General features: G+C 47.0%; 15 protein-coding genes. All 15 read left to right on the top strand.

The genetic code is table 11. From position 1 onward, the window contains the following. Positions 1 to 191: 191 nt before the first annotated feature. The 15 genes from JGK22_RS27230 to JGK22_RS27160 all read left to right on the top strand — a co-directional run bounded on the left by JGK22_RS27230 (position 192) and on the right by JGK22_RS27160 (position 22,204). Complete coding sequence (locus tag JGK22_RS27230; protein WP_293218843.1) at positions 192 to 1,511, top strand: ABC transporter substrate-binding protein; 1,320 nt, start codon at positions 192 to 194, stop codon at positions 1,509 to 1,511. Positions 1,512 to 2,636: 1,125 nt separating this feature from the next. Next, complete coding sequence (locus tag JGK22_RS27225; protein WP_293184193.1) at positions 2,637 to 5,117, top strand: MASE1 domain-containing protein; 2,481 nt, start codon at positions 2,637 to 2,639, stop codon at positions 5,115 to 5,117. Positions 5,118 to 5,672: 555 nt separating this feature from the next. After that, positions 5,673 to 9,341, top strand: coding sequence for a response regulator (locus JGK22_RS27220; RefSeq protein ID WP_293314174.1), 3,669 nt, complete (start codon positions 5,673 to 5,675; stop codon positions 9,339 to 9,341). Continuing rightward, positions 9,334 to 9,708 (top strand): response regulator, encoded by a 375-nt coding sequence (locus JGK22_RS27215; protein ID WP_293151805.1) that lies wholly within the window; start codon positions 9,334 to 9,336, stop codon positions 9,706 to 9,708. The genes JGK22_RS27220 and JGK22_RS27215 overlap by 8 nt, the downstream gene beginning before the upstream one ends. Before the next feature lie 127 nt (positions 9,709 to 9,835). Next, a complete protein-coding gene (locus JGK22_RS27210) occupies positions 9,836 to 10,930 on the top strand; it encodes an RNA-guided endonuclease TnpB family protein (RefSeq protein ID WP_293212011.1) in 1,095 nt (364 codons plus the stop codon). Positions 10,931 to 11,050: 120 nt separating this feature from the next. Next, positions 11,051 to 11,425, top strand: a complete 375-nt coding sequence (locus JGK22_RS27205) for a response regulator (RefSeq protein WP_293151691.1) — start codon at positions 11,051 to 11,053, stop codon at positions 11,423 to 11,425. Continuing rightward, complete coding sequence (locus tag JGK22_RS27200; protein ID WP_293184199.1) at positions 11,422 to 12,483, top strand: adenylate/guanylate cyclase domain-containing protein; 1,062 nt, start codon at positions 11,422 to 11,424, stop codon at positions 12,481 to 12,483. Before JGK22_RS27205 ends, JGK22_RS27200 begins: the two co-directional genes overlap by 4 nt. A 128-nt stretch (positions 12,484 to 12,611) precedes the next feature. Further along, complete coding sequence (locus JGK22_RS27195; RefSeq protein ID WP_293225359.1) at positions 12,612 to 13,133, top strand: Ycf51 family protein; 522 nt, start codon at positions 12,612 to 12,614, stop codon at positions 13,131 to 13,133. A 264-nt stretch (positions 13,134 to 13,397) separates the two neighbouring features. Beyond that, positions 13,398 to 13,622, top strand: a complete 225-nt coding sequence (locus JGK22_RS27190; protein WP_293184205.1) for a hypothetical protein — start codon at positions 13,398 to 13,400, stop codon at positions 13,620 to 13,622. A 122-nt stretch (positions 13,623 to 13,744) separates the two neighbouring features. Further along, positions 13,745 to 14,701, top strand: a complete 957-nt coding sequence (locus JGK22_RS27185) for an ATP-binding protein (RefSeq protein WP_293314172.1) — start codon at positions 13,745 to 13,747, stop codon at positions 14,699 to 14,701. Further along, positions 14,698 to 15,870, top strand: coding sequence for a tetratricopeptide repeat protein (locus tag JGK22_RS27180; protein ID WP_293184209.1), 1,173 nt, complete (start codon positions 14,698 to 14,700; stop codon positions 15,868 to 15,870). The genes JGK22_RS27185 and JGK22_RS27180 overlap by 4 nt, the downstream gene beginning before the upstream one ends. A 119-nt stretch (positions 15,871 to 15,989) precedes the next feature. Then, positions 15,990 to 16,382: a type II toxin-antitoxin system Phd/YefM family antitoxin gene (locus tag JGK22_RS27175; protein ID WP_293192454.1), complete on the top strand. Its 393-nt coding sequence runs from the start codon at positions 15,990 to 15,992 to the stop codon at positions 16,380 to 16,382. Between the two features lie 463 nt (positions 16,383 to 16,845). Next, the gene (locus tag JGK22_RS27170) at positions 16,846 to 18,048 is read left to right on the top strand and encodes a tetratricopeptide repeat protein (RefSeq protein ID WP_293197897.1); all 1,203 of its coding nucleotides are present in this window, start codon (positions 16,846 to 16,848) and stop codon (positions 18,046 to 18,048) included. A gap of 80 nt (positions 18,049 to 18,128) precedes the next feature. After that, positions 18,129 to 19,652, top strand: a complete 1,524-nt coding sequence (locus tag JGK22_RS27165; RefSeq protein ID WP_293314179.1) for a carboxypeptidase M32 — start codon at positions 18,129 to 18,131, stop codon at positions 19,650 to 19,652. Positions 19,653 to 19,783: 131 nt separating this feature from the next. Continuing rightward, on the top strand, positions 19,784 to 22,204 hold the full coding sequence (locus JGK22_RS27160; RefSeq protein WP_293314170.1) for a sucrose synthase: 2,421 nt from the start codon (positions 19,784 to 19,786) through the stop codon (positions 22,202 to 22,204). The last annotated feature ends 476 nt before the right edge of the window (positions 22,205 to 22,680 follow it).

Here is a 22,680-nt window from a genome sequence, read left to right as displayed (position 1 = left end):
TGGGGCATAGGGCATACCTGACTTTTTTGAGAACCGCTATAGGAGGCAAATTTTTGACAATTTTGTTTCAAAATACCTCCGAATTAGAGACAAATCAACTTCGGAAAAATTCTGAGATTCAACCAGTTTCACCCACCTCTAACCACCTGCGCTTGCTAAAAAATCTTCTTCCCTCTAAGCAAAGCTAAAAAATGATTTTATCCAAACTTCTCAAAGCACTTAAAATGCAAGTCAAACGAGTTGCGTGCATTTTACTTGCCTTAAATCTACTGATATTAAGCGGCTGTCAAAATATTCCCCAAAATAGCGATAAAATTAAACTCACATTGTGGCACGGCATCAATCCCCCGCCCAATCGCGACGTATTTAAAACCCTCACCGACAAATTCAACCAAACGCATCCCCACATCCAAGTAGAACAAATTTACATCGGCCAGCCCGACCAACAACTGCCAAAAATTCTTACCTCAATAGTAGGAAATGCACCGCCAGATTTGCTGTGGAATACTGCCACAATAGCCGGCAAACTAGCAGAACTGCAAGCAATTAAACCGCTAGAGAAATGGCTCGACAAATCCCCCATCAAAACTGAAATCGATCCCTCACTGTTCGAGTCAATGGAACTCGGCGGACACACTTGGTCAATTCCCCTCGCCACCAACAATACAGGAATATTTTACCGTCCCAGTTTGTTTGCAGCAGCAGGAATTAAAGAAGTGCCACAGAATTGGGAACAATTAAAGCAAACAGCCCGATCGCTCACACAGGACACCAACGGAGACGGACGAACAGATCGACACGGCATAGTGCTCCCCCTAGGCAAAGGAGAATGGACAGTATTCACCTGGCTGCCATTCATGTTCAGCGCAGGCGGCGAACTCGTGAGAGAAACATCTCAAACTCCCGTACCCCAAATAGACAACCCGGGTTCTCTCGCGGCCTTGGAATTGTGGAAGGACTTGTTAACAGAAGGTTCGGGAATACTGTCAGCACCCGAACGCGGTTACGAACTCGATAACTTCATCGCGGGTAAAGTCGCAATGCAAATCACCGGGCCGTGGACTCTAGCACAATTGCAGCAAAGCGCGATCGACTATGCAGTGATGCCTATACCCGCCCTCAAGCGCTCCGCCACTGTTGTTGGGGGTGAAAACCTATTTTTAATGAAAACCTCACCAGAACGCGAAAAAGCAGCCCTTGAATTCTTAGAATACGTTCTTGGCGAAGAATTCCAAACAGCCTGGGCCTTGGGTACAGGTTACTTACCAATTAACTTAAAATCGAGAGAGAGCCGAACTTATCAAAGTTTTGTGAAAAAAAATCCTGTTTTGGGAGTATTTTTAGAACAAATGAACTCAGCCCGATCGCGCCCAATTATCTCTGGTTACTCTCGCGTGTCAGAAAACCTTGGCCGCGCCATAGAAGCAACTCTTCTGGGCCGCAACCCCCAAGACGCTCTTAAAGAAGCTCAAGACCGTTTGACATTAACCTTAGATATTGCAGTCAAGTGAGATTGGGCATTGGGCATTGGGCATTGGGCATTGGGCATTGGGCATTGGGCATTGGTCAGTAGTCATTGGTCAGTAGTCATTGGTCATTGGTCATGTTTTGCGAACTTAATAACTCGCGAACCTTATTAGTCATTAGTCATGTTTTGCGAGCGTCCCCGCTCGCGAACGTTATTAGTCATTAGTCATTAGTCATTGGTAATTAATAAGACAAATGGCGATTACTTTACGAAATTCGACAATCGCTCTCTGGCAACAATCACAGAAAAATAGAAAATGTTTTTTTGATGTAAATTCTTTGTTTTCACTGTATTCGACGAAAGACTTGAAGGCTCGATTAACGGGAGCATCTCAGTTTTGCATTTAGATAGATAGTGAGAGCGTCCCCGCTCGCGTATCGTATAATACGCCAGCTCGCGACAGCTCGCACTATAAGAAAAAAATGCTTTTTACAAAAATGAGATGCTCCCCGATTAACGATTAACGATTAACTCGATTAATTGGTTGAAAATCTCATGAAAATCATTCCAACCTGCACTTACAATCAGAAACCGAGTTTCTTGCCCCGCACTTACCTGAAAGCTCAGATGTTGCGTGGGTGTTATCGGTTCGTTAGATATTATTGACCATGGTGCAAGATGTTAGAGTGAATAGAGTTGCGATCGCCCGACACGAACAGACACCCGCAGTCGCTCGGTCATAAATCTTTAGCGAAAACCAAAAATTAACAGACCGAATGCTTAGCCATCACAGATATATTGGCAAAAAACAGAGGCTCCCGAAATTTATGCCCAGATGCGATCGCACAGCAAAAAAAACCGAACCCTCAACGGCTCCACAAAAAATTATCTCAACAGGTTATTCCCTACCTACCACCTCCGTGGAATCAATCCCAAATCTAAAATCGAAAATCCTCTCTTCCCCCGAATTTATCCGTGGGGTCGCCTCTAAAATCTAAAATCTAAAATCTAAAATCTAAAATCTAAAATCTAAAATCTAAAATCTAAAATCTAAAATCTAAAATCGATTGACCTACGATCGCCTAATAGAAAGATTTTTCCTACCCCGTGCCTGTCCCGTGCCACCTACTGATACCAAAACCAGCATCCACCTTTTCCCCAAACGACAATGCAGAAAAAGTTCCTTAACGCAATCAAAGGACATTCCTGGCGGTACTTCTTCGCAGTAGGGGCGATCGCCCTGATCTACTATTTGGCATCGCAATTCGCCATTGCCACCCTCACCCTGAGTTCAGAAATTTACCCCATGTGGCCAGCAGCAGGAATTGCTCAAGTCGCTCTGCTGCTGTTTGGGCGGCAACTGTGGCCGGGAATTGCGATCGGCGCCTTCCTGTTCATCATGAGCGCACCGGCGGCCAGCATCGGCACTGCTTTGATCTCAGCGGGCGCCAGAGCCTTGCAAGCGTGGACGGGAACTTATCTGCTACAGCGCATTAACTTTAGCGCCGGACTCGATCGACTCAAAGACGTTTTAGGAATAGTCGGACTAGCAGCCTTAGCATCTACCCTAATCAACTCCACCATCGGCAGCATCATCGTGTGCGTAAGTGGTTTCTCTAGCTGGAGCAATTTTGGGACGATTTGGGGTACTTGGTGGGTAGGAGACGCGATGGGAATTTTGCTCGTCGCCCCCCTGCTGCTGACGTGGCACAAATTGCCCAAAAGCCCCACCCATCGCAAACAGATAGCTGAACGAGTTATTTGGCTGCTGCTGCTGCTAGCGATCGGCTGGCTCGTCTTCTGTTCCCGCACCCGCGCGGCCTACGCTCGCTATCCCCTAGAATACTTACCATTTCCCCTAGTAGTTTGGGCTGCCTTTCGATTCGGCCAGCGCTACACGGCCCTCGCCAACTTCATCCTCTGCGGCTTCGCCATCTGGGGCATCGCCAGGGGCAGCGGCCCCTTTCTCAAACACGCCAGCAGCATCCCCCAAGCACTGTTATCCCTGCAAGCCTTCATCGCCGTCATCGCCGTTACCGGCCTAGTCTTAGCCGCCACCGTCGCCGAACGCCACCAAGCAGAAGTCTCCCTGCGCGCCAGCGAAGCCAGCCTCGCCAACGCCCAGCGCATCGCCCAGCTAGGTAACTGGGACTTAGATCGCAACACGGAGCAATTGCGTTGGTCAGAAGAAATTTATCGCATCCTGGGAGAACGCCCGGGAACTTTCGATCCCAGCCTCGAAGCCTTCTTGAAATACGTGCATCCCGAAGATAGAGAATTGGTCAAAAGGTCGATCGAAGCTGCTATATTTCAGCAACAGCCTTACAGCATCGACTACAGGCTGCTACTACCCGACGGGAGGAGCCGCACAGTCTGCGAACAAGCCGCCATCAACTCCCTCTACATCACCAGCACCGTCCAAGACATCACAGATAGAAAGCGCGCCGAAGCCGCCCTGAATTCTTCAGAAGAAAGATTTTCCAAGGCTTTTCACGCTTCTCCTGTTGGGATCGGCATCTGCACCCTCACAGACGCACGCTTCCTCGATGCCAACGACAGCTTTTTGCGATCCTTAGGCTGGTTGCGGGAGGAATGTATCGGCCGCACCCCCACCGATTTAGGAATGTGGGTCAATTCAGAAGACGAGCGGCGGCTAGCCAACGTGTTGCGGGAAGAAAATTCGATCGGCAACCAAGAAATCAAAATTCGCACCAAAGCCGGCGAAGTGCGCGACTGGCTGATGTCAGGGGAACTCATCGACCTCGGCAGCACTCAGTGCGTTTTAATCATGACCAGCGACATCACCGAACGGTTGCGTTCCGAAGAATTCCGTCGCGCCGCATTAGCAGCCGAAACTGCCAATCGATCTAAAACCATCTTTCTCGCCAACATGAGTCACGAACTCAGAACCCCCCTCAATGCGATCATCGGCTACAGCGAGCTCCTGCAAGAAGATGCCCGAGACCTCGATGCCGAAGAGTTCATCGACGACCTCCAAAAAATTAACACTGCCGGCCAGCACTTGCTAGGGCTGATTAAAGATATTCTCGACTTCACTAAAATTGAAGCAGGTCACATCGACTTGCACATCGAAACCTTCACCATTTTAAATCTGGTGCAGGAAGTTGTCGGCACGATCGCGCCGATGGCAAACAAAAATAGCAATATCTTAGAAATACAATGCCCTGAGGATATTGGCTCGATGCAGAGCGACTTAACTAAACTCCGCCAGTCCTTGCTCAACCTCCTCAGTAATGCCTCGAAGTTTACTTCCTCGGGCGCGATTAGTTTCACCGTTACCCGCTGCGCCGAAACCCCCGCCGAGGCTGCCCAGAGACGCAAAAAACTTGGAGCCTATAGAGGACTTGACCCATCAGAAAATAGCTCGTCTTCCTGGTCTGCCTCTCAAGATTGGATTGTTTTTACAGTCAAAGATACTGGCATCGGCATGAGTTCCGAACAGTTAGTCAAAATCTTCGAGCCTTTCACCCAAGCCGATTCCTCAACTACTAAGAGGTTCGGTGGCACTGGTTTGGGGCTGACGATTACTAAGAAATTCTGCGAAATGATGGGCGGAGATATTACCGCTTCCAGCGAGTTGGAAAAAGGTTCTACTTTTACAATTCGGCTGCCAGCTATCATCAACTAAATTTTATTTTTCCCGGAAAAGTATGATCGATAAGAAATTTTGTGAGTTGTTGTTGGCTGCTGCCAATTTTATTAATGACACGCTCTCGCTCCCAAAACCCGGTTGCTTCACCTGAGTCGAGCAGTCAGTCGATTTGAGACTTGAAATTTGAGATTTACTCTACAGATGAATCTGGGAGCAGGAACAGGAGTATAAAATTTTGATCTCTCCACGACAGGAGTACCTCGGACTTTATCAGTTTTTGGTGGCTCAAAAAACCTAGTTCTGGCAGAAACCGAGGTTGTCAGCGTCAGTTCACTGTGATAATATGATACAATTTTTAAGTAGGTGGCAGACATTTAGAGCATGGGTTTGTTGACGATGTAATTTTTTTAGACTAAATATAACTTAGGGCGATTTAAAAGATTTTGGATAACGCAGATGACAGCTATGGTTCTCGATAGAACCTGTGATAGAGTTAGATTGCGTATTCTTCCAGTCACTAGATAGCTGCACATATATACTATTAATTAAAAATATATACTGTAAAAAGTTGCCTACAAAGCGCCAGAAATTATGCATCCCTACCTCCAGCGCCAACTCGAACAGCTCGGTTTAGCCGGCGAGTCTCCCCCTCCCACAGCCGAGCAGTGGCAGCTATTCTTAGAGCAGGTAAGTTGTAGCTACGACGGCGCTCCCAGTCAGGAGCAACCCTTGGCACTAAAGGATTTTGCCTCTTCGCCCCCATCCCCTCAAGACTCTCCAACCGCTTCAGAATTCGATCGACTGCGATCGACCGTCAACAGTTTGGGGGTGGGATTGTGTATCCTTGACGGCAAGGGGTTGGTCATCTCGGTGAATCCAGCAGCCGAACGCTTGTTGGGCTGGCGAGAGTCGGAACTTGCAGGCATTTCGCTGCTAAATCGCATTGCCCCCCAGCAAAAGCAAGGCAAAAAATCCCCCGTTTTGAAGGCTCGGAAACAAAAAAACCACAAAAATGAAGATGGGGCGATCGCACATACACTATCTTTACAAGAGGCGATCGCCAACCGTCAACCTTGTAGCAATTGGGACTATGAGTTTCTACGTAGCGACGGGAAAATTTTACCAGTTTCCTATTTTTTCAATCCTGTAATTGAGGGTGGCGAAATATCAGTCTTGGTATTTTTTGAGCAGGGAGAACACCAGCAGCTCTCGATGCTGCAAGCCGTTTTGGACTCAACAGATGCGGGAATTATCGCGGTTGACACCAAAGGCAATGTATGCAATTACAATCAGAAATTTGTCGAGATGTGGGGTTTGTCTCACGCAGCAGGAAACTTGAGCCGATCGCCCGCAGGCAATAGTGAAACAAACATCGCCACAGAATTCCCCTTCGCTAGGGAACAATTAAAAGACCCCCAAAGATTTCTCGAACGCGCGATGCAAGTGTCGGCCCAACCAGATGCGAAAATCAGCGACTTATTAGAATTTAAAGACGGAAGAGTTATCGAATTAAATTCACTGCCATCAAAAGTTGGAGCAAACACAGTTGGCAGAATATGGAGCTTTCGAGACGTTACCGATCGCCAAAAAATAGCACAATCTTTGCAGGAACGAGTAGAATTTGAGGCATTGATTGCTACTTTGTCAACCTATGCGATCGCTGTGCCCGGAGCGGACATAGATGAAGGGTTCGATCGCACTCTCCAAGCAATCGCCCAGTTCAGCCACTGCGACCGCAGTTACATATACTTGTTATCGGCAGACAAAACTCGCGCTCACAAAACCTACGAATGGTGCGCCGAGGGTGTTCCGACCCAAATTAAAGACCTCGCCCCCCAACAAATAGACATCGCCCAAATCCCTTGGATTGCAGAAAAGCTCGATCGCGCCGAAGGCCTGCACATTAGAGAAATCCGCGAACTCCCGCCCCCAAATCAAGCCGAAATAGCTTGGTTGACAGGCAAAAACTTAGCAACATTCCTGACAAACTCCTCCTCGGAAACAGCAACCGCTTCCGCAGGTACGATCGCACATTCGGGCAAAACCAAATTAAACAAACCTCAAAAAAATCTGCGATCGCTAATCGTGATTCCCCTAATTTGCAGTGAAAACCTACTAGGATTTCTCGGATGCGACAGTTACAAACCTGCTGCGAGTCGATCGACCGAAATATCAACTCATCTAAAAATGGTAGGAGAAATGCTCGCCAATGTCCTAGAACGCCAACGCGCAGAAACAGCTTTGAGAGCAGCCGAAACCAAATACCGCAGCATCTTTGAAAACGCAGCCGAAGGCATCTTCCAGACAACCCCAGACGGACGTTACCTCACCGCCAACCCAGCACTAGCCGGGATTTACGGCTACGAAACAGTCGCCCAAATGGTCGGCGAACTAGCAAACATCAGCAGCCAACTTTACGTTGACTCCAACCGGCGCGCTGAGTTTATAGCCCAATTGGCCGCGCGCCACCAAGTATCAAAATTTGAATCCCAAATATACCGCCGGGACGGCAGCACGATCTGGATTTCCGAAAACGCCCGCAGCGTCTGCGACGAAAGCGGCAGCATTTTGTACTTTGAAGGCACTGTCACCGACATCACCCATCGCAAACTTGCAGAATCCGCCATGCAGTCGGCCCTAGAAGCAGCAGAATCCGCCAACAGGGCAAAAAGTACATTTCTCGCCAACATGAGCCACGAACTGCGGACGCCCCTGAATGCCATCATCGGCTACAGCGAAATGCTCCAAGAAGAAGCCGAAGACTCCGGCGATGAAACCTTCGTCCCAGACCTCGAAAAAATTCGCGGCGCAGGCAAACACCTGTTATCGATGATCGATGACATCCTAGATATCTCTAAAATTGAAGCAGGTCGAATGGATCTCTACTTAGAAAACTTCGACATTCATGCCTTGATTGAAAGTGCTGTGGAGACAGCGAAGCCGCTAGTGGAAAAAAACGGCAACACGGTAGAAGTCTACTGTCCAGAAAATCTCGATACGATGCACGCCGATATGACCAAAGTCCGGCAAGTGCTGCTGAACCTACTCAGCAACGCTGCGAAGTTCACCAAAAACGGGAAAATTGCGATCGGAGTTGAAAGAATTACCAATGAACAATTAAGAATGAAAAATCAAGAGGAATCTGCCCAAATTTTAATTTCTAACTCAGAATTTTTAAGTTTTCGCGTCACCGACACCGGCATCGGCATGACAAAAGATCAATTGCAGCGAGTTTTCCAACCTTTTACCCAAGCTGACGCCTCAACTACCAAGCAGTATGGCGGCACCGGTTTGGGACTAGCTATCAGCCAGCGCTTCTGCCAGATGATGGGCGGCAGCATTGAAGCAAGCAGCACGTTGGGCATAGGCACTACTTTCACCGTACTCTTGCCCAGCGCCATCAAAGAACCGGAAATCCCCAACAAAGTCGGCGACAGCACTAGGACTGCGGACGCACCTGCTGTCGGCACGGTGCTGGTAGTTGACGATGACCCCATCTCCCAGGATTTGATCGAGCGCGCCCTCGCTCGCCAAGGACTGCACATAGAAGTCGCAGGTAACGGCGAGGAAGCCCTCAGGCTCGCGAAGCAACTGCGGCCAGACGCCATTACCCTGGACGTGATCATGCCCGGAATGGACGGCTGGGCGGTGCTGTCGGCCCTCAAGGCAGATCCTGACCTTGCCGAGATTCCCGTAATCCTGCTATCCTTTGTTGGCAACAAAAGCCTCGGCTTTGCATTGGGCGCTTCGGACTACCTCACCAAACCAGTGGACGGCAAACGGCTGGTTGCTTTGTTGAACAAGTACCGACGCGACCAAGAAGGCGTTGCGGCTCACAGTTTGCCCTGTCAGATATTAGTTGTGGAAGATGACGATGCCACCCGCAAAATACTGCGGCGGATATTAGAAAAACAAGGCTGGGCTGTGGCGGAAGCTGACAGCGGACGCACTGCTCTCGAACAGCTAGAAGTCGATCGCCCGCAATTGATTTTGCTGGATTTGATGCTGCCAGAAATGGATGGTTTTGAGTTGATCGCCGAACTTCGCAAGTCGCATTCAGAAGATCCTATACCGATCGTCGTAATTACCGCCAAAGACCTGACGACCGCAGAAAGTCAGCAACTCAACGGCTATGTCGATCGGGTTCTGCAAAAGGGAGTCTACAGTTGCGATACTTTGCTGCGCGATGTTCGTTCTATAGTGAATGACAGGCTCGATCGCAGGTATGACTCGAAAGGCAAGGAGAACACCAATGGCTAAAATCCTGTTGGTCGAAGATAACGAAATGAACAGGGATATGCTGTCGAGGCGTCTGGCCCGCAAGGGACATGAGGTCTTTATTGCTGTGGACGGTGCTGAGGGAGTGTCGATGGCCCTCGACAAAGTACCGGATTTAATTCTGATGGATATGAGTCTACCAGTGCTCGACGGCTGGCAAGCAACCCAGCAAATTAAGGCGGCTCCTCAAACTAAAACGATCCCGGTGATTGCGCTAACGGCTCACGCAATGGCGGGCGATCGTGAAAAGTGTATCGCAGCCGGCTGCGACGACTACGACACCAAACCCGTGGAGTTTCCCCGACTTCTGGGTAAGATTGAATTGCTTCTGAAAGAGGCCATGACTTGAGAGTCCCCGCCGTAACACCGATCGGGATTCTTAAGACATTAAAGCCTCAGTAGACTTTGAGTCGGACTTAAGTACCAAATAGTTTGCTAAACTTATCCACAGTTAATTACCTAGACGAGGTTTAACCATGTTTGCCGTCAAACGAGCGCTCAAATTGAATAATAGGGAAGCGACCTTGATGGCGAAACACGCAGGATTTCGGCGCGTGGTATTTAACATGGGGTTAAGTTTGCGGACTCAAATGTACAGTGAGGGGAAACTTACAGACTCAAAGGTGATTAACGAAATTAAAAAAGTTCTCACTAATTACGTCAAAAAGCACCCTGAATTCGCTTGGATGAACCAATTGTCTAGCCGAGTTTACCAAAACGCTTTGATTGACTTGAAAGATGCTTTTAGCCGATATCGTTCTGGTTCTTCAGGTCATCCAAAATTCGCCAGTCGTGGAGACGGTCAATCTTTTACGGTTGATTCATCTAACGGCAAAGTTTTGTTAAACGCTGGCAACACTATTAAGATTCCTACTCTGGGAACTTTTCGGCTTTACGAAGCCCTAGATTGTAGTTTTATTTCTCAAACTTTCACGATTTCAAAAGAAGGGAATCGCTGGTTTGTTTCTATCTGCGTTGATGCAGAGCGTATCCCGGTTCAGCAGTCTGAAAGTTCTGTGGGAATCGATGTTGGTATCAAGTCATTTGCCACTCTGTCAAAAGGGCAGTTTTTTGATGCACCGAAGCCGTTAATAGCCCGTGCGAAAACAAAGCTTGCTACTTTACAGCGCCAAGCATCAAAGCAGGTAAAAGGCTCTCGAAATCAGCGTAAAACTTACAATAAGATTAGCCAGATTCATGCAAAGATAGCTCGTATTCGCCTAGATTTCCTTCACAAGTTAACAACTTATTTAGCTAAAACTTTTAAGTTAATTAAGATTGAAAATTTGAACGTCAAAGGAATGATGGCAAATCACAAGTTAGCGGGAGCAATATCTGACCTTGGTTTTTATGAGTTTAAACGTCAACTCGACTATAAATGTCAAATGTATGGAGCTAACTTGGTATTGGTAGACCAGTGGTTTCCTAGTACCAAAACTTGCTCAAATTGCGGCACAAAAAAAGATATGCCACTAAGCATACGGACTTTTGACTGTCCTGTTTGTGGCAGATATTTGGATCGCGATTGGAACGCCAGCATTAACATTTTAAATTGGGAACCCTCGGCTTGAGGGGGATAGCCTACTTATCTTGGGATAGCCGACTACCCAACAGCGTAGGAAGTAAACTCGTAATTGTATCTAAAGATGGCTTTAGATAGGTTTAGGTAAGTTTTATGAAGCAGGCAAGCAATGGCTAAAATCCTGTTGGTAGAAGATAACGAAATGAACAGGGATATGCTGTCGAGGCGCCTCGCCCGCAAAGGGTATGAGGTGTCGATTGCTGTTGATGGCGCGGAGGGGGTATCGATGGCGAAGACAAAAGTACCGGATTTGATTTTGATGGATATGAGCCTGCCGGTGCTCGACGGATGGCGAGCAACCCAGCAAATTAAAGCGGATCCCGAAACTAAAATGATTCCGGTGATTGCGCTGACGGCTAACGCTATGGCGGGCGATCGTGAAAAGTGTTTGGCGGCAGGCTGCGACGATTACGACACCAAACCTGTGGAATTTCCGCGACTTTTGAGTAAAATCGAAATGCTTCTGAAAGAGGCCATGCAATGAAAACTGACGACGGCAGCGTCCTGGTTGTTGACGATAATGAGGTAAACCGCGATTTGCTGGCCCGCCGACTTCAGCGTCAAGGCCACGCGGTGACTGTTGCTGAAGATGGTCTCCAAGCTATGGCACTGATGCGTAGTGAGCCTTTTGATTTGGTACTCCTGGACATTATGATGCCACAAATGAACGGCTATCAAGTTCTGGAACATCTGAAAGCAGACGAGCAGTTGCGCCACATCCCAGTGATTATGATTTCGGCGGTGGACGATATCGACAGTATTGTCCGCTGTATTGAATTAGGGGCGGAGGATTATCTTTCTAAACCGTTCAATCCAGTATTGCTCAAGGCTCGGATTAGTGCCTGTCTGGAAAAGAAGCGGCTGCGGGATAAGGAACAAACTTATCTGCGGGAGTTGGCCGAGGAAAAGGAAAAGTCCGAGCGTTTGCTACTGAATATTTTGCCAGGCCCGATCGCCCAACGCCTCAAAGAAGGAGAAAATACGATCGCCGACAGTTTCGCGGAAGTTACTGTCATGTTTGCCGATTTGGTTGGTTTTACCAAGCTTTCGGCTCATTTGTCGCCAGCGGAGTTAGTGGAATTGCTCAACGAGATTTTTTCAGCTTTTGACGAGTTGGCCGATCGCTACGGACTTGAGAAAATTAAGACGATCGGCGATGCTTATATGGTGGTTGGCGGTTTGCCAAAAGTAAGCGACAACCACGCCGAGAGCATTGCAGAAATGGCGATCGACATTCTAGGAGCAATGGCTCAAATCCGCACCAAGGGAGGACAGCCGCTCAGCATCCGCATCGGCATCCACACGGGCCCCGTAGAAGCCGGAGTCATCGGCACTAAAAAATTTACTTACGATTTGTGGGGAGACACAGTAAATACAGCTTCCCGCATGGAATCTCAAGGCATTCCCGGCGGCATTCAGGTGACAGTTGCTACCTACGAGCGCCTGCGGAATAAATATGTTTTTGAGGAGCGCGGCGTGATTTCGGTGAAAGGAAAAGGCGATATGATGACTTATCTGCTTGTGGCCCGAAAAGGTGCATAATTGACAGTTGTCAGTTGGCAGTTGGCAGTTAACTATTACCAATTACCAATTACCAATTACCAATTACCAATTACCAATTACCAATTACCAATTACCAATTACCAATTACCCAATTACTAAATTGAAAAATGAACGTAAATTCTAACCTTTTAATGTATGCCCAATGGGCAGGAATTCTAACAGTAGCCTTGTTTGTTTTAACCATCGTAGCATTTATCTTGAAATGGGGTTTTCGCTTCCGATTGGTAGGAGTGAGCAGCTTTATGGCCGTCATTGCTGCGAGTATATTCGGTCTCGGTTTAGGACTTTTTTCGCGCACAGAAATTCCCGGTGCAGTGCGCTATTCTTTAGTTTACGATACTGGCGGCGCCCAAACTGTAGTTACCGTGCCACCTTCAATTACTGAATCCGAGTTAGAAGCAACAATGCAGCAAGTGGCTGCGGATTTGTACTCTCCAGGGCGATCGGGAAGCGGAAGAGATTACATGACAATCCGCGTTCGGACGGTGGTACATCCTGAGCCTGGTCTGTCTCAGCCGCTGTTTTTGGGCGAGGTGAGACGATCGCTCGCGACGAGATATGATGACAAAATGGCGATCGACATCTACCCCGAAAAAGTCGCAATTCTGAAAAAGTATCAAGTCTCATAAATCCTGTAAGGGCGGGTTTTACAAACAAGAATTGCCTAAAACCGACAATAAGATAAAACCCGCCCGCACCAACGACAAATCAATTATAAACAATATAAAATTATGACTAAAAATTCTGAAGAATTACTAACAAATCTATTCAATCTTTCCAACCCCTACAATCCTTTACCCGCAGGCGACCCGCGATATGTTGACTGTCGGGAAGTCTGAGGAGATGACAATATTACCGTAGACCTGGGCCTAAATATTCAGCGTTCTCAAGAGATGACTTGTCAGTTGTATGCCGGACATTTTGGTGCAGGAAAATCAACCGAATTACGAAGACTAGAACAGTATTTGCAAGAACAAGGTTATTTTGTAGTTTATTTCGCCGCTGAGGAACAAGATATCAATACCGAAGATACGGAATATACAGATATTTTGCTGGCTTGTACCAGACATTTATTAGAAGCAATTAGACTTCTTGCAAAAATACTTAGGACGGGCTAGAAGCCCATCCCACAATTTTTTTTTCTTGTGGGATGGGCTTCTAGCCCGTCCCAAAATTTGATTAAAAGGACTTTTGCAAGAGGTCTATTAAAGATGCGGACTCAAAACCTTTACTCGATTGGATGAAAAACCGCTGGAACGATTTAAAAGATTTAGCCTTGACAGAAGTATCTTTTGAAACATTGAGCTTAGAAATGCAAATTGCTCAGTTTGCCAAACTGACGGCGAATGTGAGAACCGAACCTAGTCTGCGCCAAAAAATTAGAGAAAAAGTTAATCCTCACACTACCACGCTGATTGAGGCGCTGAATCAGTTTATTCGGAATGCTAAAAAAAGGTTGCCCGACAAATATTCGCAATTGGCAATAATTGCCGATAATTTAGATAAGATCGTGCAGTTTTATAAAGGCGGAGGAGAACGCAGCAATCTCGACGAAATTTTTTTAGACCGCAGCGAACAACTCAAAGCTTTAGATTGTCATATCGTTTACACCATACCAATTTCGATGGTGCATTCCAATCGCGCTGCTGATTTGAGTAATAACTATAATAATGCTCCACAAGTGCTGCCGATGATTATGGTAAACAATCCCAGCGGTGAAGTTAATCAAGCGGGACTTGCTAAAATGAAACAGGTGGTTGAGAAACGGGTGAAACAAGTCGAACCCAGTTTATCTCTAGAATTAGAAACACAATGGTTTGAAAACAGAGAAACACTAGAAAAGCTGTGTTTGATGAGTGGGGGACACGTCAGGAATTTGCTGTCGATGTTGCAAGAAGCTATAAATCGTACCCAAGATTTGCCAATTACTGCAAAAGCAGCGCAAAGGGCAATTACGAACTTGCGGAATATTTATAGAAGAACCGTTAACAAAGAAGAATGGTCAATTTTAGCGAAAGTATCTGTCTCTCACCGGATACTTAATGACAAACAGCACCGCGATTTGCTATTTAACCGCTGTATTTTGGAATATCGATACTATGATGAAGAAGAAGAAATGCAGAATTGGTATAACGTTCACCCGCTAATTAAAGGCATTCTGGAATTTAAGGAAGCAGTTGCACAACTTGAGCCATGACATCGGAAATCATTGATTGGGACGAAGATTTGCCACCAGCAACACCGGAGGAAGAATATGAATCTCTGGTACGCACTCTCAGACGGACAAATGGTTTCCGGTTGTTGTTTGTGGAGTGTGTGCCGTCGGAGGGGAAACGATTGATTGCGAAAGTTCAAACAGATTTCCCTCGGAAAAAGGTTGAGGTGTTGCCGCTGAATGAGTCGGTTTATAATTTTTATAATTTAATTGAAGAGTTGCCAAAACGAGATGAAATTAATATTTTGTTTGTGACAGGCTTAGAATATTCGTTTGATGAATACGAACGAGAAAAAAGGGCGATCGGATGGGAAAGCAAGGATATTTATTCTTACAGTTGGCGGGGAGTGCCACCTGTTTTAATGAATATCAACCAGCAGCGAGAGCGTTTTCTAGATAATTTTAAAATTTGTTTTGTTTTTCTTTTGCCTAAGTTCGGTATTGAATATTTTATTCATCGCGCGCCGGACTTTTTTGATTGGCGATCGAGCTTATTTAAGTTTTCGATGGATCAGGAAAGCTTGCAAGCCGAATCAATGCAGGCTTGTTCGGAAAGATGGCAGTTAGAAGAATATCTAGCTTTGACTCCCGAAGCGCGGAAACGGGAATTGGTGAGGCTTCAAGGTTTAATTGATGAGGATGGGCAAACATCAGAACAAAAAGCTGAATTGTTTTTTGAACAAGCTTTATTGTATCGCTCGGCTGAAGATTATGCAAAGGCGATCGCCTCCTACGACAAAGCCTTAGAATTCAAACCAGATAAACACGAAGCCTGGATCAATCGGGGCAGTGCACTGGATGATTTAGGCAGGCTAGAAGATGCGATCGCCTCCTACGACAAAGCCTTAGAAATCAAACCAGATTATCACGAAGCCTGGAACAATCGGGGCATTGCACTGCGTAATTTAGGCAGGCTAGAAGATGCGATCGCCTCCTACGACAAAGCCTTAGAATTCAAACCAGATGACACATCTGCATTTTATAATAAAGCTTGCTGCTATGCGTTGCACAGTCAGATTGACCAAGCTATTCAGAATTTGCAGCAAGCTATCAATCTGAATCCTGATGAATGGCGAGAAATGGCAAAAACTGACTCGGATTTTGACAGTATGCGATCTGATGTTCGGTTTCAAGCCTTGATTCAAGGATAGGGATTAGCCGTTGGGTGGGGGCGGGTTTATGAGATTGTTAGTTATTGGCAGAAATTGTTGGTGAACCCGCCCCTACAGCATCACAAACACTTTATGATAGATTAATAGCGAGGTAAAAGATGACTCAACTAAATGTAACTGTAACTAATGACAGATTTCCCGAACTCATCGCCCGCGTTGAGGATACTGGAGAACGAATTGTCATAGAACAGGAAGGAAGGGCGATCGCTGCTATTATTACTTATGCCGATCTGAAGCGGCTAGAAGCATTAGAAGCCGCCCTGATTGACAAAGCAAAACTACAAGAATATGAATGGCTAAAAGCTGCGATCGCAAATCCAGCCTTTGATTCTCTGAGAGACTCAGCGGAAGATATCTACACTTTAGCTGATGGCTTGCCATTCCACGACTCAGAATGGATTAAAACAGCGATCGATCCTAATTTTGGTTCGATTCTCGACCCCCAAGAAGACATTTATACTATAGCTGACGGTAAACCATATCTAGCTTAAATATCTCCCTTATTTCTTAGTCCGCGTAGGCGGACTTGGTTTGTATAGACGCGGTTTCAACCGCCGGGTCATCTGCCGTGTCCTGATTTCGGGTTATATTAACTCCGATGCAACGGAATTGATATAACGAATAAATACTCAGAAACCTGGTTTGTTTGCAAAATCGGGTTTCTGCCGATCGCCATTACTTACTCTTTCAACCTAATTCTGTCATCTTCATCGCCCTTTCCACTCTTCTACGCAATTCCCGAAAAATTTTAGTAAAAATCCATACATCCAAATCAACACCGAAGACAAAATTACTTAGAATTCAACGATAAAAAATTGCAAAAGTTCTCCAATTTAGGTAAGATTGTCAACAATAACAAAATTAAGGTACAATCGCCACCATTAGATGGCAGATGGCGAAAAACATCGCATATAAAAGAAAAAACGACAATTTTACATACTGAGGTGAAAACCCTTGCAAAAGTTAGCTAACAGAGAAAAAGCGATCGAATCTGGAGAACAATCCATATCACCCAACGCCCAAAACGCTCAAACGTTCTACGATCGCGGAAACGCCCTAGAATCAATGGGACGCTTGTCCGCAGCGCTCGAATCTTGGTCTAAGGCGATCGAACTCGAACCAAAATTTCACGAAGCTTGGTACAACAAAGGCGTAGCCTTCAGAAAGTTGGGACAGCTACCCGAAGCAATCTCCGCTTACAACAAATCTTTAAAAATTCAACCAAAAAATGCAGAAGCGTGGTACAATCGCGCGAACGTGTTGCGGAAGCTAAACAGACTCTCAGAAGCGATCGCTTCCTACGAACAGGCGATCGAACTCAAGCCAGACTATCACGAAGCTTGGACGAACCGCGGCAACACCCTCGTCAACTTAGAAAAATTCTCAGAAGCCCTCGCATCCTATGACAAGGCGATCGCCATTCAAGCAGACTACTCGGAAGCTTGGTACAACAAGGCATTTGCGCTGAAACACTCCGGGCAAAATGCAGCCGCGATCGCTTCCTACGACAAAGCGATCAAACTAAAACCAGACTTGCATCAAGCTTGGTACAACCGCGGCTTAGCCCTAGCCGAGGAAAAACTCTACGCCGAAGCCGTTGCTTCCTACGACAAAACTCTGCAACTGCGCCCGAATTCCCCGGAAGTCTGGAACAAACGCGGCACGGCGATCGCCCAAATGGGACAATTTGAAAACGCGATCGCCTCCTGGGACAAAGCGATCGAACTCAAGCCAGACGACAGCGAAACCTGGTACAACCGTGGCTTAGCCTTAGTAAATTTAAAACAGTTTAAAAAAGCAATCGCTTCCTGGGACAAAACCCTAGAGTTGCAGCCCGAAAACATCGAAGCCTGGTACAACCGCGCTGTCGCCCTCAAAAAAATCGAACGCTTTACCGAAGCGATCGCTTCCTACGATCGCATTATCGCCATTACACCCGACGATCCAAATCTTTACTATCAAAAAGCCTGCGTCTACGCCCTAGAAAAAGCAGCAGGCGATCGCAAAAACAGCCCCAAAGCTGTAGAAACCAGCATTCAGAAAGCGATCCAAAACTTATCAAAGGCGATCGAACTAAATCCGGAAAAATACAGGAAACTATGCCAGAATGACTCTAAATTGCGTACAATACGGGAACAGGTGCGGTTTTTAGCTTGATTTCAGGGTAGCAAATGATTGATGGATACCGATGCCGCACTGCAACCTTTGTAGGCAAAACAGCACCACAAACCCCAATCATGCAAACCCTAGACAAAACTCAAGCAAAATTCGCTCAACTCGCAGCGCATCTCAGCGAAGTTACCGACATCGAATCAGCCTCGTCACTGTTGCATTGGGATCAGGCGACTTATATGCCCGCCAAAGGTGCAACTGCGAGAGGCCGTCAGTTGGCAACTCTCAAACAAATATCCCACGAAAAATTTACCGATCCCAAAATAGGTGAACTCCTAGAAGACTTGCGTTTCTACGAACAAACCCTCCCCTATGACTCTACCTCAGCTAGCCTGATCCGCATCGCCCGCAGAGATTACGATCGTGCCGCCAGAGTCCCCGCCACCTTCATGTCCGCACTCTGCCGCCACCAAGCCGACTGCTACGAAGTTTGGGCAACAGCCAAAGCAGCCAACAACTTCGCAGCCGTCGAGCCATATCTCGAAAAAACCTTAGAATTAAGCAGGCAGTACGCCGACTTTTTCCCCGGATACGAACACATTGCCGATCCTTTGATCGATCGCAGCGACTACGGCATGAAAGTATCCCTGCTGCGCCCGCTGTTCGCCCAACTGCGTCAAGAATTAGTACCCATAGTCGAAGCCATCACCTCACAACCTCCCGCTGACGACTCCTGCTTGCACCAAAACTTCTCCGAAGCTCAACAGCTAGAATTCACCCGCACAGTCGTACAACTCATGGGGTATGACTTCCAGCGCGGACGGCAGGACACCACCCTGCACCCCTTCATGACCAACTTCTCCATAGACGACGTACGCATCACCACCCGCGTCTACAAAGATCACCTCGATCAAGCCCTCTTCAGCAGCATCCACGAAGCCGGACACGGCCTCTACGAACTCGGCAATTCCCCCGAATTTGAAGGTACGCTACTCGCAGGTGGCATTTCCTCCGGCGTGCACGAAAGCCAGTCGCGGCTTTGGGAAAATCTAGTCGGGCGCAGCCGCGGTTTTTGGCAGTATTTTTACCCGCAATTGCAAAGCCTATTTCCGCAACAGTTGGGCGCAGTATCCCCAGACGCATTTTACCGCGCCATTAACAAGGTCTCGCGATCGCTCGTCCGCACCGATGCTGACGAAGTAACCTACAACCTCCACGTCGCCATCCGCTTTGACCTAGAATTGGCAATGGTAGAAGGCAAATTAGCAGTGCGAGACCTCCCCGAAGCCTGGAACGATCGCTATAAAACAGACCTAGGCGTTGTCCCCGCTACCGACAGCGACGGCGCGATGCAAGACGTTCACTGGTATGTTGGGACGATCGGCGGAATGTTTCAAGGTTACACCCTCGGCAACTTGATGAGCGCTCAATTCTACGAAACCGCACTCAAAAACCATCCCGAAATTCCCGCACAAATAGAACAGGGAAACTTTAGCGTACTCCACGACTGGCTCAAACAAAACATCTACGACCACGGCCGCAAATACACTGCCGTCGAATTGATCGATCGCGTCACCGGTTCACCTTTAACTATCGATCCGTTTGTGCGCTACATTCGCCACAAATACGGCGAATTTTATGTCATTTGAGGGAGAGCAATTGCCTATTGCAGACTTTAAAATGAGATTAAAAAAAGTAGGCGCCTAAAAAAAGGGTGGTACTAATACAGTATCGCCCTTTTTTAGAGCGAAAATCAGAAATCTCAAATAAGGGAGTATCTATGTCTGAACTCTTTGAGGCTGTTATTTGCAGCGACGAAAAAACCGACTTGCGGCAATTTGCCAGCGATTTGCGGGCTTTGGGAAACAAATATTTACTGCGAAACGATATAGTTAGCGCTTTTGCCGCCTACTGCACCAAATACGAAAAGTCCCAACAGTTTCATCAATCCTCTCATTTGAGCAAACTGATTTACTACGTTCAGGAAATTATTCTCGAACCAGGCAGTCTTTGCGTCCTGCTGCGGCCCAAAATTGCGACAATGGAAATAGTGCGAGTTGGAGATGACTTGACACTGGAACCGATGACAGTGCAAGAATTGCTCGACGTGCGCGATCGCTTCGTCAACCACTTTCACCCCCAAGAAGGCGACATCCTCGAACTAGATTTCGGCCCTTTTTACGACTATTCCCCCTCCATACGCGACCCCAAGAACATCGGCAAAGGAGTGCAATTCCTCAACCGCTACCTCTCCAGCAAACTGTTTCAAGACTCCAAACAGTGGCAGGAAACTCTATTTGATTTCTTGCGGATTCACCGCTACAACGGCATACAATTACTAATTAACGATCGCATAAAATCTCAAGAACAACTTTCAGAACAAGTCAAAAAAGCCCTCACCTTTGTCAGCGAACTTTCTGAAGATGAACCCTACGAGAGATTTAAATTCGTCCTGCAAATGATGGGTTTGGATGCAGGTTGGGGAAATACCGCAGCCCGCGTGCAGGAAACTCTAGGAATTCTCGACGAATTAATTGATTCCCCCGATCCCCAAACCCTAGAAGCATTTATTTCTCGGATTCCGATGATTTTCAAAATCGTCCTAGTTTCTCCTCACGGCTGGTTCGGTCAAGAAGGAGTGTTGGGGCGTCCGGATACGGGCGGTCAAGTAGTTTACGTGCTCGATCAAGCGAAGAATTTAGAGAGACAACTGCAAGAAGACATTCATCTTGCCGGTCTCGATAGTTTAGGTGTAAAACCAAAAGTAATTATTCTCACCAGGTTAATTCCAAACAGTGATGGCACGCGCTGCAACGAACGTTTGGAAAAAGTTTACGGCACCGAAAATGCTTGGATTTTGCGGGTTCCCTTCCGGGAATTCAATCCTAAATTGACTCAAAATTGGATTTCTCGGTTCGAGATTTGGCCTTATTTGGAAACTTACGCGATCGATGCTGAAAAAGAACTACTGGCAGAGTTTCAGGGCAAGCCAGATTTCATAATTGGCAACTATTCTGACGGCAATTTGGTGGCTTTTTTGCTGTCGCGAAAACTCAAAATTACTCAGTGCAATATTGCCCACGCCCTGGAAAAATCTAAATATTTGTTCAGCAATCTGTACTGGCAAGAATCTGAAGATAAATACCATTTTGCGCTGCAATTTACTGCCGATATCCTTGCCATGAATGCGGCTAATTGTATTGTCAGCAGCACCTATCAAGAGATTGTCGGCAAACCGGATAGTGTCGGGCAATACGAATCTTACAATTGTTTTACCATGCCGGATTTGTACCACGTCGTCAACGGCATTGAGCTGTTCAGCCCAAAATTCAATGTCGTGCCGCCGGGAGTGAACGAAAGCGTGTATTTCCCCTACACGCGCAACGAAGATAGGGTGCAGGGCGATCGCGATCGGCTCAACGAACTGCTGTTTACCCTCGAAGACCCGGAACAGGTGTTCGGAACACTCGACGACCCGCAAAAGCGCCCTCTGTTTTCGATGGCCCGGCTCGATCGCATTAAAAACCTGACAGGCTTAGCAGAATTGTTTGGCAAAAGCGAGGAATTGCAAGCAAAATGCAACTTAATTTTAGTAGCCGGCAAGCTGAGAGTCGAAGAAACCGAAGACTACGAAGAAGCCGAAGAAATTAAAAAACTTTACGCAATTATCGAGCAATACAAGCTGCACGGTAAAATTCGCTGGCTGGGAGTGCGGCTGTCCAAAAGCCTGTCCGGTGAAATCTACCGGGTAATCGCCGACGGCCAAGGTATATTTGTACAGCCAGCCTTATTTGAAGCTTTCGGCTTGACAATTCTCGAAGCCATGATTACCGGGATTCCGACTTTCGGGACGCAGTTTGGCGGGCCGATAGAAATCATTCAAGATGGAGTAAATGGGTTCTATATCAACCCGACCAACCACGAGGAAACTGCCCAAGAAATTCTGGATTTTTTATCGAAATGCGAACAGAATCCCAACTATTGGTACGAAATTTCAACGCGAGGAATTGACAGAGTTTACAGCACGTATACTTGGAAAATTCACACTACCAAGCTGCTGACTCTGGCCCGGACTTACGGTTTCTGGAACTACTCGTCCAAGGAAAACCGCGAAGATATGCTCCGCTACATAGAAGCGCTGTTTTATCTGATTTACAAGCCGAGAGCGAAGGCTTTACTGGAGGAGCACGCACAGCGATAAGTGGGAAGTTTTGGTTTGTAGGGGCCGGTTGAGACAAAAAAGTGTTAGAGCGATCGACTGGGTACGTTTAGGTACGTTGTTGCGCTTCAGCGCTCTTTCGGCGTATATCGGAGCGCTCAAGCGCAACAACGTACCTTGATTTCAGGTGGATCCTAAGAAATCGACTAGGTAAGTTGTTGCGCTTCAGCGCTCTTTCTGATAGATGGGAGCGCTGAAGCGCAACAACGTACCTTGATTTCGGGTGGATGCTAAGAAACCGTTAGGACGTTCTTAATGGCCCAAACATCAGCCATGGATTCCTTCTTCCTTTCTCCTTCTATCCGTTACATTCTTTACTGGCATCTGCTGCCGAGCTTCCTTTGTGTCGTTCGCCGGCGACGGGGTTTGAAACTGTAACTTAATTTATGGACAAAGCTACCCATCCTTGACTATTTGGGTAGCTTTGTCCGCAACTCGGGCGATCGCACGAGACTATT

The sequence above is a fragment of the Microcoleus sp. PH2017_08_TRC_O_A genome (assembly GCF_020738665.1).
In the GTDB taxonomy this organism is placed as follows: domain Bacteria; phylum Cyanobacteriota; class Cyanobacteriia; order Cyanobacteriales; family Microcoleaceae; genus Microcoleus.
Note: the sequence above shows the minus strand (reverse complement) of the source record. Positions and strands in the feature narration are given on the sequence as shown.